12 protein-coding genes are annotated in these 14141 nt (G+C 39.5%); 5 read left to right on the top strand and 7 right to left on the bottom strand.

Annotated elements, in window-relative coordinates; genetic code table 11:
* Positions 1-26 precede the first annotated feature (26 nt).
* Positions 27-1199 carry a S41 family peptidase gene (locus AC1Z3T_RS07225; protein ID WP_151806017.1) on the top strand — a complete coding sequence of 391 codons (1173 nt, stop codon included), beginning with the start codon at positions 27-29 and terminating at the stop codon, positions 1197-1199.
* 98 nt (positions 1200-1297) lie between these two features.
* On the opposite strand, the gene AC1Z3T_RS07220 is transcribed toward AC1Z3T_RS07225, so the two are convergent.
* Genes AC1Z3T_RS07220 through gacA form a run of 3 tightly spaced genes read right to left on the bottom strand, consistent with a single transcriptional unit; the run spans position 1298 to position 4971 of the window.
* Complete coding sequence (locus AC1Z3T_RS07220) at positions 1298-2713, bottom strand: sigma-54-dependent transcriptional regulator (RefSeq protein ID WP_100886096.1); 1416 nt, start codon at positions 2711-2713, stop codon at positions 1298-1300.
* 17 nt (positions 2714-2730) lie between these two features.
* The gene (locus AC1Z3T_RS07215) at positions 2731-4299 is read right to left on the bottom strand and encodes a sensor histidine kinase (RefSeq protein WP_100886095.1); all 1569 of its coding nucleotides are present in this window, start codon (positions 4297-4299) and stop codon (positions 2731-2733) included.
* A gap of 36 nt (positions 4300-4335) precedes the next feature.
* Positions 4336-4971 carry a response regulator transcription factor GacA gene (gene gacA / locus AC1Z3T_RS07210; protein WP_004718392.1) on the bottom strand — a complete coding sequence of 212 codons (636 nt, stop codon included), beginning with the start codon at positions 4969-4971 and terminating at the stop codon, positions 4336-4338.
* Between the two features lie 232 nt (positions 4972-5203).
* On the opposite strand from gacA, the gene pbpG reads away from it, so the two are divergent.
* Positions 5204-6256 (top strand): D-alanyl-D-alanine endopeptidase PBP7/8, encoded by a 1053-nt coding sequence (gene pbpG, locus AC1Z3T_RS07205; protein WP_004826319.1) that lies wholly within the window; start codon positions 5204-5206, stop codon positions 6254-6256.
* Between the two features lie 222 nt (positions 6257-6478).
* On the opposite strand, the gene thrC is transcribed toward pbpG, so the two are convergent.
* From thrC to xerD, 4 genes are all read right to left on the bottom strand, one after another.
* On the bottom strand, positions 6479-7618 hold the full coding sequence (gene thrC / locus AC1Z3T_RS07200; protein WP_046759909.1) for a threonine synthase: 1140 nt from the start codon (positions 7616-7618) through the stop codon (positions 6479-6481).
* Between the two features lie 153 nt (positions 7619-7771).
* On the bottom strand, positions 7772-9076 hold the full coding sequence (locus AC1Z3T_RS07195; RefSeq protein WP_005035343.1) for a homoserine dehydrogenase: 1305 nt from the start codon (positions 9074-9076) through the stop codon (positions 7772-7774).
* A gap of 392 nt (positions 9077-9468) precedes the next feature.
* Positions 9469-10281: a DsbC family protein gene (locus AC1Z3T_RS07190; RefSeq protein WP_004826328.1), complete on the bottom strand. Its 813-nt coding sequence runs from the start codon at positions 10279-10281 to the stop codon at positions 9469-9471.
* Between the two features lie 125 nt (positions 10282-10406).
* Positions 10407-11324 (bottom strand): site-specific tyrosine recombinase XerD, encoded by a 918-nt coding sequence (gene xerD, locus AC1Z3T_RS07185; protein WP_058968066.1) that lies wholly within the window; start codon positions 11322-11324, stop codon positions 10407-10409.
* Positions 11325-11490: 166 nt separating this feature from the next.
* On the opposite strand from xerD, the gene AC1Z3T_RS07180 reads away from it, so the two are divergent.
* Genes AC1Z3T_RS07180 through AC1Z3T_RS07170 form a run of 3 tightly spaced genes read left to right on the top strand, consistent with a single transcriptional unit; the run spans position 11491 to position 13915 of the window.
* Positions 11491-11760, top strand: coding sequence for a FeoA family protein (locus AC1Z3T_RS07180; RefSeq protein ID WP_010591216.1), 270 nt, complete (start codon positions 11491-11493; stop codon positions 11758-11760).
* Positions 11757-13619, top strand: coding sequence for a ferrous iron transport protein B (gene feoB / locus AC1Z3T_RS07175; protein ID WP_042088577.1), 1863 nt, complete (start codon positions 11757-11759; stop codon positions 13617-13619). Before AC1Z3T_RS07180 ends, feoB begins: the two co-directional genes overlap by 4 nt.
* Before the next feature lie 44 nt (positions 13620-13663).
* On the top strand, positions 13664-13915 hold the full coding sequence (locus AC1Z3T_RS07170; protein ID WP_058968063.1) for a DUF6587 family protein: 252 nt from the start codon (positions 13664-13666) through the stop codon (positions 13913-13915).
* Positions 13916-14141 lie beyond the last annotated feature (226 nt).

The raw sequence follows: 14141 nt of genomic DNA, 5'->3' as shown, positions 1-14141 counted from the left end.
ATCATTATTTAAATTTAGGTGCGGGAATGGTTCAAGCTTGGAAGTATATTGTTGTATTAACAGGATTATTAACTTGTGGAAGCCATTCCGTTTGGGCAGCCGAAAATGCTGCCGCACTTGATTTTGATGGTGATGTTGAAGAAAGCATCGCAGAAGTTCCAATTGAATCAATTGAACAATTTGTTCAGATTTATGGCATTGTCAAAGACAACTATGTTCAAGAAAAGCCGGATGATGTACTGTTCTTGCAAGCTATTAAAGGCTTGGTCGGTGGCTTAGACCGTTATTCGCGTTATTTAAGCCCTGAAGAATATAAACAACTGATGCAATATACCGAGAGTGATCTTGCAACAGCAGACTTTGAATTGGGCTTTGATAGCCATATTCATCAGTGGAAAATTCAGAATCTACGAGACAATGCTGATTCATTTAAATTAGGTTTAAAAAATGGATTCACCATTTTTAAAATTGAAAATCAAGAGTTGAAAAATTTAAATGCAGAACAAGTCGAAGATTTGTTGCATGGTTCGATCGGCTCTACCTTTCAATTACAACTGAATGAGAAAAGCCCTGCAATCACAGTAGTCAGAAATCGTAAGCTTGATGTTGCTGATATTGAACCTGTGATGTTGCATAATCAGGTTTTGGTGCTTAAAGTTAAAGTTTTTCAACAAGATACTGCGAACGAAATTAAACGATTAATCGAAGAATATAGCACTCAAAAAACCAAGGCGGTTTTATTCGACCTGCGTAATAATCCGGGTGGCTTACTTTCTGCAGCCGTTGAAACAGCCGATTTATTTTTAAATCAGGGAATTATTGTTTCAACCAAAAGTCGTTCCGAAGGCAATCAACAGTTTCAAGCTCTACCCGGTGATGAATTTTCAAATATTAAATTGGGTATTTTGATCAATGGTCGTTCTGCTTCAGCAGCTGAAGTATTTACCGCTGCCATGAAAGAACATCAACGTGCATGGGTGGCAGGTGAGAAAAGCTATGGCAAAGGTGTGGTACAGAAGCTATTTCCGTTGCCAAATGGCGCAGCTTTACAGATGACTGTTTCGCATTATTATACCCCGAATGGCAATATGATTGATGGGCAGGGGATTCGTCCGAATTGGGAATATCCTTGGGCATTGGATCAAAAAGAAGAAACTTATTTAAATAATGTTGCAGACCAATTATTAAAACATCGCTGATCGAATGTGAATGACATAAAAAAGCTGAGTATTTGATTCTCAGCTTTTTTTGATTATGAACAAAATTTATTATTATTGGAGATCAATATCAGCAGATTCTATTCATCATCAGTATCTAGACCAAACTTTTTCAAACGATAACGTAAAGATCGAAAGGTCATGCCGAGTTTTTTCGCAGCTAAGGTCCGATTCCAATGCGTTTGATTTAACGCAGATAACAAGACTTCCTTTTCAACATTTTCCAAATATTGTTCCAAGCCTTCTTTCGGAATATTCGGTGCTTTGTTTGGAAGTTCAATCGCCGTATGATTGGTCGGGACAGACTCAAAGGATTCAATTTTGTTAATACTGCTCCGTTGTGGCGCAGGTTGGAGTTGTTGAATATCGATAGAATCCTCATCACACATCGTGATGGCTTTTTCAATAATATTGCGCAGTTCACGAACATTACCGGAATAATGTTGCTGTAAAAGAAATGTTTTAGCTGCATCTGTGAATGATTTGCTCGGAATTCGCCATTCAGTACAAATTTGTTGAATAAAATGATTGGCTAAAATCAAGATGTCACGTTCGCGATCACGTAATGGCGGGAGTGTAATATCCATGACATGAATTCTAAAAAACAAGTCATGGCGGAACTTCCCTTGTTCAACCAGAGCTTCGATATTTTGATGCGTTGCACTGATGATTCGAAAATCAACTTCTATTTCAGTATCGCTACCCAAAGGACGGATTTTTTTTTCCTGAACAGCACGTAAAAGTTTAGCCTGCATGGCTAAAGACAGTTCTGCGACTTCATCCAAGAATAATGTGCCACCATTGGCAGCCTGAACCAAGCCTTGTTTATCTTGCGTTGCGCCAGAGAAACAGCCTTTCTTATGTCCGAAAAGCTCACTTTCCATCAGTTCTTCAGAGATAGCCCCGCAGTTGATTGCAATAAATGGACTATCACTGCGGTTACTGAGTAAATGAATAAGATTCGCAACCACTTCTTTCCCTGTACCAGACTCCCCAGTAATAAAAACAGGTGCTTGTGAACGGGCAATTTTTTTAATCGATTCTCTTAATTTACGAATGATTTGTGAGTCACCAATGAGCATGGACTCTTCAAGTGGGGCTTTAGTTACAGTTTCACTCAACTGAGGAACATGTAAAGCTTTTTGTAAAAGTTGCTGTAAATGTAGTTGATTGATTGGTTTGCTAACGAAATCAAAAGCCCCAGCTTTAAGTGATGCAATTGCGATTTCCATATTGCCATATGCTGTGAGTACAGCGATAGGCGTTTTTGGATAATGTTGCGATACATGTTTGACTAAATCTAAACCACTCCCATCAGGCAAGTTTAAATCTGTAATACAGGCATCATATTTATATTCACTAAAAAAATATTTGGCTTGCTGTAAATGATGTGCCATATGTGTTTTGATGCCCATTCGCGATAGGCTCATTTGCATCAACATACATAAATCTTGTTCATCATCTACAAGTAACACCAATGGTTGTCGTGTAGTCATATCCCCAAAAACCTAATCTAATCCATGCGTGGGCATTCGATACGAAAGCATGCCCCTTGTTGTTTTTGCTCAACGTAAATTAATTTCGCTTGATTTGCTTCGCATATAGTTTGCGATAGGTACAATCCTAAACCAGTTCCATTGATTTCGGTACTAAAAAATGGCTGAAATAATTGTGAAAGATCTTGTTTTGTGACCCCTTTCCCATAATCAATCACATCTATACAAATATGTGCGTCATTTTTAAACGCCTTGACCAAAACGTATTCCGCATTTTGATCATTATGGCGTAATGCATTACGCAATAGATTGACAAGTACTTGCCTTAATTGCGAATCATCAAAATAAATCACAAGATTTGCTTCAATTTCAGTTTGGATTTTAGCTTGAGCATCACTTAAATCGTGTAACAATAAATCTTCTAAAAATAGCGGTAAGTCGATTTGACTGGCATGGGTTTTTTTGTTTTTTGCCATATCTAAAGTATCTTTGATAATACTGTTAATACGGACAGTCTGCTTGGTAATCATTTGATGGAGTAAGGCTTGCTGCTGTTCATCACTCATCAGAAAAAGATCATTTGCCTGCGTAATGGCAGCGAGTGGATTACGTATCTCATGAGCAATACTTGCTGATAATTGTCCCAATGCTGCAAGTTTAAGCTGTTGTACCTTTTGATTTATTTTTTGTGCATCTTCAAGTACAAGAAGTGTGAGCGCCTGATGTGGAACAATCAGTTTTTGTACCCGAATATCAACGGTAAATGAAGATTGCTGTGATTCAAATTGAAAACGCTCACCATCTCGAAACATGGCATCTTTTAAAATTTCATAGAGATCAGGCTGGAAATTGGATAAGTGATATTGTTCATGTGCATACAGGGGAGATATTCCTAATAGTGAACATGCGGCAGGATTACTGACAATAATTTTACATTTTTCATCGAGTACCAAATAACCGACTTCGATTTGTTCTAAAATATAGCGGTTGATGTTTTGTAGCTTAAAAAGCTCTAAAGATTGGTACGTATTTAAGGACTCAAGAACCTGAAAACGGTTGATTGCAATTTGCCCGATTCCGTACACCATAAAAAACAAGAAAGCCAATAAGGCACTATTACTAATATTATTTAAATTAGAAAAATCAAAATAACTGCCCAGAAATTGCTGATAGATAATGGCAATGACAGACACTAAGGTAATAAATAATGCTTTGTTTTTACTCAGTAAAAAATTTGCAGTAAAGACTGCAATCACAAATAAAATACTGATGGCTAAATTTGGACCATTCAGCGCAAATACCAAGATACTGAGGAATGGAATATCAACAATAAAAAAGCCAATAAACTGCTGTGCAACGCCATGAGGGTAAAATTTCAACAGCATCATTTGCAATGCTGCAATGATGGTAAAGGTCGCGATCGAATAAAAATATAAACTTGGGTATTCGTAGTGAACAGGCTGATTTTCTAAGGTAATCAGAAAAATAATGATTAAACAAAAGGCAATAATCAGTCGATAACCTGAGTAAAGTGTGCCTAGACGGTAAATTGTTTGATAAATAGGCACAGATACCGTAGACGACATACTCACACTCAAAGGTAGATCATTGTTTTATAAGATTTATGGCTTAATTAGACCATAACGTATGGCTAGATGAGTAAGTTTGACATCACTATCGAGACCCAGTTTCTCAAAGATACGGTAACGATATGTATTGACCGTTTTTACACTCACAAACAGTTTGTCTGAAATTTCTTGAGCGCTGACACAATTCACCACCATCATCGCAACTTGCATTTCTCGTTCTGAAAGTGCGTCGAAGGGTGAAGTTTGGGTATCTGATAAATATGAGCTGGCAAGTTGCTCTGCAATATCTGCGCTAAAGTATTTTCCACCTTGCATGACTTTTTTGATTGCACGGACCATTTCTGTAATGGGTGCACCTTTGGTGATATAACCCCGTGCGCCTGCTTTGAGTAACAGAGACGGGTAGGGTTCCTCAGCTAAACCACTTACCGCTAAAACTTTGGTATCAGGAGCAGTTTGTAATAAACGACGGGTCGTTTCTACCCCGCCAATACCAGGCATATTGACATCTAAAAGAACGACATTAGGGTGTTGCTGCCTTACAATGGTAATGGCTTCTTCACCAGATTCTGCTTGTCCGATGACTTGAATATCAGTCTGATCTTCTAACATTCTGCAGATGCCTGTTCTTACTAATTCATGGTCATCTACCACTAAAACAGTAATCACTTACACCTCCTTAAATTTTCCAATATCAACATTTTTGTTACATAAAGCAAAAAAGACTTGCAATGACATAACAAAATTGGCAATCCTATTCCTAATATCTATTCAATATTTGCGCACAATACATTGTGATTGAAATATTCGTTTTAATATAGTCACGTTTGAGTGTAAATGTAAGTCATATTTGAGGTAATTAGCAAGTTTGTGAATACCTCCCTGAGGTGAGTAAGTTATCGTGAAAAAACCAAAAAAAACGTTAATGCATGTGCTGAGTTTGTCAGTACTACTCAGTTTGAGTTCAACAAGTTTTGCTGAAATCATCATGAATTCAGGGGGAAGCGGACAAGCGAGTGTAAGTTGGTCATCTTCCGACGCAAGCCAATTATTAAATGGCGACTCTGTTGATGATGATGGTGAAGATATTTCACCTAAAGGCTCAACTACTTTAACCACAACAATTCGTCCATCAAATGCTGCACCAACAACACTGACTAACAAGTCTGTGCAGATTTATGATACCAATAGTTATAACAGTCAACCTTCAGTTAATGCTCGTGCTGCACTCGTGATGGATGCAACAACGGGTGAAGTGCTTTACAGTAAAAATACCAATACTTCGATGCCGATCGCTTCTATTACCAAGTTAATGACTGCGGTAATTACAGCAGACGCACGTTTGAATATGTCAGAAGAGATTACACTTCAACAAATTGATTTTGCTGGAGCAGGTGGTAAGAACTCAAGCTCAACTTTAAAAGTCGGCGATAGCATGAATCGCGCTGAAATGTTGCTTGTGGCGTTGATGAAATCTGAAAATCCAGCTGCAGCAGCTTTAGCACGTACCTATCCAGGTGGGCGACAAGCATTTATTGCGGCAATGAACGCGAAAGCGCGTCAATTAGGTATGACGTCTACACGTTATGTCGAGTCTACAGGTTTAGATCCTCATAATGTGTCTTCTGCGCGTGATTTAGGCATTTTGGTGAGTGCGGCATCTCAATATGGCTTAATTCGTCAATTCTCGACTACAGCGCATTATGACTTCAATTTAGGCTATCGTATCCTGAAGTCAAATAATACCAATGCACTGGTTCGTAATGGTGGATGGAATATCAATATTTCCAAAACAGGTTATATCAATGAAGCAGGACGTTGTGTAGTGATGCACACTACGGTGAATAGTCGTCCAGCTGTTGTAGTGTTATTGGGTGCAAGTTCTTCTCAGGCACGTACCAATGATGCAACCAATTTGTTGAATTGGGTGAGTAATTTACCAAAACGTATTTAAGCTTTTGGGATTTAAAAAAAACTTTTCAATATGAAGAGTTTTTTTGTGGTTGTTAGAAACTTAAATCAAAAAGGAATGCCTTAAGTCATATTCTGTCCATCTTAATATGTCGATGTGAAACAGGATAAAACGATAGTGATAAAGCGATTCAAATAACTGTTTATGTTGGACATAAAAAAACCAGTTGCGAGCAACTGGTTTTTTTTTGCTGCAAAGACGTTATTACATATTTGAAAGAATCGAATCACGAACTTGGTTTAAGGTCGCATCAATCGACAGCATAACCGCATCTTCACATTGTTTAATGGCTGTATCAGGGTCTTTTAAGCCATTACCAGTCACAGTACATACAATCACAGAACCTTCCGCAATTTTACCTGCTTTAATATCACGGATAGCACCACCGATTGATGCAGCCGATGCTGGTTCAACGAATACACCTTCATACATAGAAAGTAAACGTTGCGCTTCTAAGATTTCAGCATCAGTTAACTCATCAAACCAACCCTTTGAATCACGTACAACTGCTTTTGCATGATTAAAGCTTTGTGGATTACCGATACGGATTGCTGTGGCAACTGTCTCTGGATTTTCAACCGGACCACCACGTAGGAATGGCGCAGCACCTGAAGCTTGATAGCCCACCATGATAGGGCGACCTTCAGGATTTGGACCTGTAAACTGATCAGTTTCAGGGTCATAAACCACTTGTTCAAATGCTTCAACGGGCTGGTTTGCAACGGCCTCAGTATAACCCATCCAGTGTGCAGTGATATTTCCAGCGTTTCCTACAGGTAAGCAGTGATAATCTGGTGCACGACCTAATGCCTCTACAATCTCATATGCAATAGTTTTTTGACCTTGTAAACGGTAAGGGTTGATTGAGTTCACAATAGTCACAGGTGCTTTATCTGCCACTTCTTTCACTAGACGCATACCGTCATCAAAATTACCACGGATCTGCATAGTAATTGCGCCATACATCATCGCTTGAGCCATTTTACCCATGGCAATTTTGCCTTCTGGAATCAAGACAAATGCTTTGATTCCAGCACGTGCAGCATAAGCAGCAGCCGCCGCTGAGGTATTTCCTGTAGATGCACAGATAATCGCTTTAGAGCCTTCTTCAACTGCTTTGGTCACAGCCATGGTCATACCACGGTCTTTAAATGAACCTGTTGGGTTTAAACCTTCGTATTTCACATAAATTTCAACATTTTTGCCAATAAGACGAGGAATGTTGTCTAATTTAATGAGAGGCGTGTTCCCTTCATTTAAAGAAATAGCACGAGTAGTTTTTGATACGGGGAGGCGGTCACGATAGCGATCAACAAGTCCTGTATAGCGATTGGCATTAGACATGATGGTGTTCCAGTTGTATGTAGAGCAAATAAAGGTATTCTTTCGCCTCTAGCCTCTTATCAAAGAAGCTAAATTCACCATTTGATCTGTCTGAAATGGCGAATTTATCTGCATCTTTGTTATCGATGCAGATGAGGGGAGGATTAAATCCGATTAGTTATCGAGCAATTCTAAACGAATTCGTACGATTTCGCCATGAATAGCAGGTAAGGCTTGAATTTGTGCAATCGCTTCATTCATTTTTGATTCAACGATTGGATCTGTCAAAATCACAATCGGGATTAAATCTTTTAAGCGAGGTTGTTGCATAATTGCATCAATACTGATTCCTGTACGGCTTAAGATGGTGGTGACATCTGCAAGTACGCCCGTTTGGTCTTCAGCATTTAAACGCAAATAGTAACCTGTAGTCATTTCATCACTAGATAAAATAGGCAAGTCTGAAAGGGCTTCAAAAGCCAATTGTGGAATTGTACCTGAACCATCTTCTGTATATATGATGTCACGAACAATATCGACCACATCAGCAACAACAGCAGAGGCAGTTGGACCTGCACCCGCACCTGCACCATAGTAAAGTGTCGGACCTACGGCATTGGCTTGTACCAATACTGCATTTTTTACACCATTTACATTGGCAATCAATTCTTCTTCGGGGATCAGCGTTGGATGAACACGCAATTCAATGCCTTTAGTTGAACGACGTGCTATGCCCAAATGTTTGATTTTATACCCAAGCTCTTCAGCATATTTAACGTCTTGTGCCGTTACTTTGGTAATTCCTTCAGTATAGACTTTGTCAAACTGTAAAGGGATACCAAATGCACATGATGCAAGAATCGTGAGTTTATGTGCCGCATCAATTCCTTCCACATCAAAAGTTGGGTCAGCTTCTGCATAGCCTAGCTCTTGTGCTTCTTTGAGAACATCAGCAAAGGCACGGCCTTTTTCACTCATTTCTGTGAGGATAAAGTTGCCTGTTCCATTGATAATGCCTGCCAACCATTCAATTTTATTGGCTGCCAAGCCTTCACGAATGACTTTAATAATTGGGATGCCGCCTGCAACAGCTGCCTCATAGGCAATCTGTACATGATGATCATCAGCTGCTTTAAATAACTCATTACCATGTTCAGCAAGTAAGGCTTTATTTGCAGTCACCACTTGTTTACCATGTTTGATGGCTTCCATAATGACTTCATAAGCAGGATGAATTCCGCCCATAACTTCAACCACAACATCTACATCGGGTTGGCGAACGATCTCTAACAGATCTGCACTTTGCTTCACACTTGCTGGTAAATTTAGATCTGGACGTGGACGACGAGTGCCTACGTGGGTAATTTCAATTTCTCGACCGGTGCGACGTCTAATTTCAGCAGCGTTTTCTTGTAGTAGTTTAAGGGCTCCACCGCCTACGGTTCCTAGACCGAGTATTGCCAGACGAACTGGTTTCACGTCACACTCCAATTATGCATATAAATTATATTAAGCTTAGATCATAGCTAAAAAATGCGCCAGACTCTAGAGTCTGGCGCATCTTTATATTGAGCTATAAATAATAGTAAATTTACTGATAAAATTGGGGAATGTTAGCATTTCATTTATGACTTGCGTTGTAAGCTAAAATTGAGCAGTTAAGGCGTGAAACGAAGAGAATAGCGAGACTCTTTTCAAGTTTCATAACGCAGACTGAGAAAATTTTAGCTACAACCCTTCGGGACAAAAGTATTTTTTGTCGCTACGTTGTTACGAACTACTCATTTAGAGTGGCTAAACTTCGTATTTCGTGCCTAGTTTCGACTAAAAAATACGTATAGTCGCAAGCATGAATGAATTGTCAACAGTCCCTACTTATTTAAACGGCTTTCGATTTCATCAGCTGTCATGTAGCCGCCCAGATATTCACCATCTGCATTGTAGATTGCAGGGGTACCATTTACGCCCATTCTTAAACCTAAAGCATAAAGGTCACGGACTGGGTTTTTACATGTTGCAGGTGGAAGGGCAGTACCTGCAATGGCTTGATTGAATGCGCTATGGCGATCAGCACTACACCAAATGCTTTCCATGGTTGGAATAAACTGTTCTCCACGAGGCCAAGGGATATAGCGTATTTCAATACCTTTTGCGGTGATTTCACCAATATGTTCATGCAGTTTATGGCAATACGGGCAGCTTGCATCAGTAAACACATAAATCACATGTTTAACTTTACCTTGTGCTGGATAAACCAAGAGGTCTTTAACATTTAAATCAGCAAAGTGTTTTTTATTTTCAGCTGCTTGAAGCTTGTCACCGATACTACTGAGTTTTTCACCGCCTAAACGAATGACATCACCTTGGATTAAAAATTTACCGTCAGCAGTGGCATAGACTGAACTCATGCCTTCCATGCTGATCCAATACAGATTTGGCATTTCAGTCGGTTTAGCATCCAAGATTTTAGCATTCACGCCTGCTTTCTTGAAATTGGCTTGTAGTGTTTGGATGAGGCGTTGTTTAGCGTCACGTTCAGTTAAATTTGATGCCTCACCAGTTGCGGGTGCTGTTGCAGTCAAAGTGTCATCTTTTTTTGAGTCTGGCGTTTTTGAGCAAGCACTCACTGCCATCGTGCTTGCAATTAGACAAGCCAACATCAATTTTGAACGATTCAATTGCATAAATAACTCTTTTATGTTTCTTCAGCATTATTGTGTGGGGAATTAGCATAGCAAAAAAATCAAAGCCATACTTTAAAACTTGATTAAGGGATGTAAATTATCGGTATTACTTCCATTTGAAAATCTTATGCGCGTGGGTGATATTTTTCATGTAATTGCTGCATACGCACCTGTGCCACATGAGTGTAAATTTGAGTGGTGGATAGATCACTATGCCCTAAAAGCATTTGCACCACACGTAAATCAGCACCATGGTTGAGTAGATGTGTTGCAAAGGCGTGGCGGAGTGTATGTGGCGATAACTCTGCTTGAATGTTTGCCTGTAAAGCATAGCGTTTGATGGCATACCAAAAGTTTTGCCGACTCATGATGCCACCATGCTGGGTTAAAAATAAGTAATCGGTTGCTGACTTATACAGCTGCGGTCGAGAGGTATTTAGGTATTGTTCAACCCATTCACAAGCAACCTCACCTAATGGTACAAGCCTCTCTTTATTTCCTTTACCTGTAATTCTTAAATAACCCTGTTTTAAATTGATCAAATCTAGTCTTAAATTTAAAAGTTCTGATACACGCAATCCACAAGCATAGAGAACTTCAAACATGGCTCTGTCACGTAAGCCCAATGCTGTACTTATATCAGGTGCTTGGATCAGCGCCTCTACATCTTGCTCAGATAGATCTTTAGGCAATGCTCGTCCAAGTTTGGGAGTTTTATGCATGGCAACTGGATTATCTAAACGAATCTTTTGCTCACGTAAAAATTTAAAAAATGAACGGAGTGCTGAAAGTGAGCGTGCTATCGAGCGTGGGCTTTTACCTTGTTTGGTCAGTTCTATGAGGACATCGGAAATATCGTCATGTGTCCAATCGGGTAAATAAGCATTTACACATTCACTACATTGGATTAAGTCGGATAAATAGGCGTTTCTTGTATGCGGACTGACCGTTTGAGCAATTAAATAATCACGAAAACCTTGTAAAAAGCTTAAATTTTCAGGAATGGCAACTGCAGTTGGAATACGTGGTTTCTTATTTAACATGGTCTTAGCAAAGTTTAAAACGTCTCTGAGAGAAGAATGTAGACTAAAAAAATAAAGAAGTCGAATACCTAAAGTGAATGAGAATTGTAATGAACCTTACTTGGTAATTATTCTCATTTGTATGTATAATAAACTATATATCGTATTCATTTTAGGGTTAATTGCAGTGCGTTTGTCAGACTTGAAAGTAAAGCAAACTGCCATTATCTCAAAGGTCAGTCGCACCTCAGAAGATAATGTCAATCAGCCAGATTTAGTGGCAAGCCGTTTGGAAACACTAGGTTTTGTGCCTGGCACACGTGTACAAGTGATCACAAAAGGGATTTTTGGTGGTGATCCTATTTTAATTCAAATTGGTTTTACTCGATTTGCTTTACGTAAAGTGGAAGCGCAGAAAATTGAAATTCATCAGGCATTAGAAGGGGCTTCCGCATGAGCGAAACTTTACGTATTGCTTTAGTGGGAAATCCTAACTGCGGTAAAACTTCTCTTTTCAATCACCTTACTGGAACACGCCAAAAAGTTGCCAATTATGCAGGGGTGACTGTTGAACGTAAAGTTGGGGCATTTAATTTACCTTCAGGTCGCGCGGTTCGTGTTTTAGATTTACCTGGAACGTATAGCTTAAATGCAACAAGTCCAGATGAAGCCATTACCCGTGATGTGGTCTTGGGTAAAATTGCAGATGAACAAGATCAACAAGCGTTTTTATGTGTGGTCGATGCGACCAACTTAAAATTGCATTTAGGTCTGGTTCTTGAAGTGATTGAACAAGGCAAACCGATTCTACTTGTATTAAACATGATGGATGAGGCTCGTCGCCGTGGTATGCAAATCAACACTCAGAAACTATCACAACGTTTAGGTATTCCTGTCGTTGAAACAGTTGCTGTGCGAAATGCAGGAATTGAAAATCTGATGGCGGCTTTAGAAGATGAGAAATTCCGTACCCCAAGCGCAGAATTGAGTGATGTGAAGCTTTCAGGTTCTAATCATGAAAAAATCGACCAAATCTTAAAGGATGTGGTGGTTTTTGTAGATCATGAAGATAAACGTACTGATTTTCTCGATAAAATTTTCCTGCATCCTGTTTTAGGGCTTCTAAGCCTTGCACTCATGATGTTTGTCGTGTTCCAAGCCGTTTTTGCTTGGGCTGCACCATTTATGGATGGAATTGAAGAATTCTTTGCGTGGTTTGGTGAATGGATTGGACAATTTATTTCACAGCCATTGCTTAATAGTTTGGTGGTTGATGGTGTGATCGCGGGGGCAGGTAGTGTGGTGGTTTTCTTGCCACAGATTCTGATTTTATTCTTCTTTATTTTGGTCTTAGAAGAATCTGGGTATTTGCCACGTGCTGCGTTTCTGCTGGATAAATTGATGTTTAAAGCTGGCTTAAGTGGTCGAGCTTTTATCCCATTATTATCAAGTTTTGCTTGTGCTGTACCAGGTATTATGGCGACACGAAGTATCAGTGATCCGCGAGATCGTTTGGTTACGATATTGGTTGCACCACTGATGACATGCTCGGCACGTTTACCTGTATATGCTTTGTTAATTGCAGCATTTATTCCGGAAAAAATGGTTTGGGGCTTTCTGAACCTACAAGGCTTGGTGCTGTTTGGTCTGTATATGGCAGGCATTGTCAGTGCACTGATTGTTGCAACTGTACTGAAATTTTTCCAAAAGGATAAATCTCAACATGCGTTATTGATGGAATTACCAAGTTATCGTATACCTGATATTAAAAGCGTTTGGATTGGGTTATTAGACCGTGCCAAGATTTTCTTAAAGCGTGTGGGGGGAATTATCTTCGCTTTGTCGATCTTGTTATGGTTCTTGTGTACTTTCCCTCAACCGCCTGAAGGCGCAACTTTACCTGCGATTGACTATTCTTTTGCAGGGATGTTAGGGCATGTCATGCAACCGATCTTTGCACCATTAGGTTTTAACTGGCAGATTTGTATTGCCTTAATTCCAGCGATGGCTGCACGTGAAGTTGTTGTTGCTGCATTGGGTACGGTTTACGCATTGTCAGCAGCAGATGATGATGCTGTTGCTCAAGGTCTATCGCATTTGATCAGCCAAGGTGACTTGAGCTGGACAGTGGCAACAGGTTTATCATTACTGGTGTGGTTTATCTATGCACCTCATTGTTTGGCGACATTGGCAACAGTAAGACGTGAAACAGGTTCGTGGAAAACTGTGGCAGGTATGACCATATATTTATTTGGTCTAGCATATCTTATGGCATTCCTGACTTATCAAATTGCATCACGCTATTTTGGTCTATAAGGTGAATTAAAAAACCTTAAACCTTTGAGCTAAAGGAGTTCGAGATGATTGAATCATTGATTGTTGCGGTATTGGTGATATGGAGTGCGATCTTTGTGTTTAAGAAGGTTTTTCCTAAGTCGGCATATTCGGTATTTTCTAAATTGGCTCAATTCTTTCAAGCGAGAGGTTGGACGCGTTTAGCACAATGGACTCAGCCTGCAATGGTGAGTGGTTGTGGTGGTGGGTGCGGTTGTAGTACAAATGAACCCGAAACGACTAAAAAATCAGAAGTGCAAGCAGTTAAATGGAAATAACTTAATCTGCATGTTCTCTTGAACCATTTCAAAGTTTAAGAGTCATTTTGGCGAAATAAAGAAGCCATTTTCAATTGAGAATGGCTTTTTTTATTGGTCTTATCTTGACCTGAGTTTGATGTAATTAAATTCTCAAATCATTGAAAAATAATAAATTTTTTATGGGGCTTGCTGAGTTTTCATCAAATTTTAGGATGAGGAGCGGAGCTCCGCAAGCGCAACCATC

This window comes from Acinetobacter sp. B-6 (genome assembly GCF_056930735.1).
The sequence above is the reverse complement of the archived record's forward strand: the minus strand, read 5'-3'. Positions and strand labels throughout refer to the sequence as shown.

What these genes read in the sequence shown, in the direction of transcription:
- AC1Z3T_RS07215 (WP_100886095.1), bottom strand. Translation starts at nt 4,299, where the DNA reads ATGTCGTCTACGGTATCTGTGCCTATTTATCAAACAATTTACCGTCTA.
- AC1Z3T_RS07190 (WP_004826328.1), bottom strand. Translation starts at nt 10,281, where the DNA reads ATGCAATTGAATCGTTCAAAATTGATGTTGGCTTGTCTAATTGCAAGC.
- thrC (WP_046759909.1), bottom strand. Translation starts at nt 7,618, where the DNA reads ATGTCTAATGCCAATCGCTATACAGGACTTGTTGATCGCTATCGTGAC.
- AC1Z3T_RS07225 (WP_151806017.1), top strand. Translation starts at nt 27, where the DNA reads ATGGTTCAAGCTTGGAAGTATATTGTTGTATTAACAGGATTATTAACT.
- AC1Z3T_RS07220 (WP_100886096.1), bottom strand. Translation starts at nt 2,713, where the DNA reads ATGACTACACGACAACCATTGGTGTTACTTGTAGATGATGAACAAGAT.
- xerD (WP_058968066.1), bottom strand. Translation starts at nt 11,324, where the DNA reads ATGTTAAATAAGAAACCACGTATTCCAACTGCAGTTGCCATTCCTGAA.
- feoB (WP_042088577.1), top strand. Translation starts at nt 11,757, where the DNA reads ATGAGCGAAACTTTACGTATTGCTTTAGTGGGAAATCCTAACTGCGGT.
- AC1Z3T_RS07170 (WP_058968063.1), top strand. Translation starts at nt 13,664, where the DNA reads ATGATTGAATCATTGATTGTTGCGGTATTGGTGATATGGAGTGCGATC.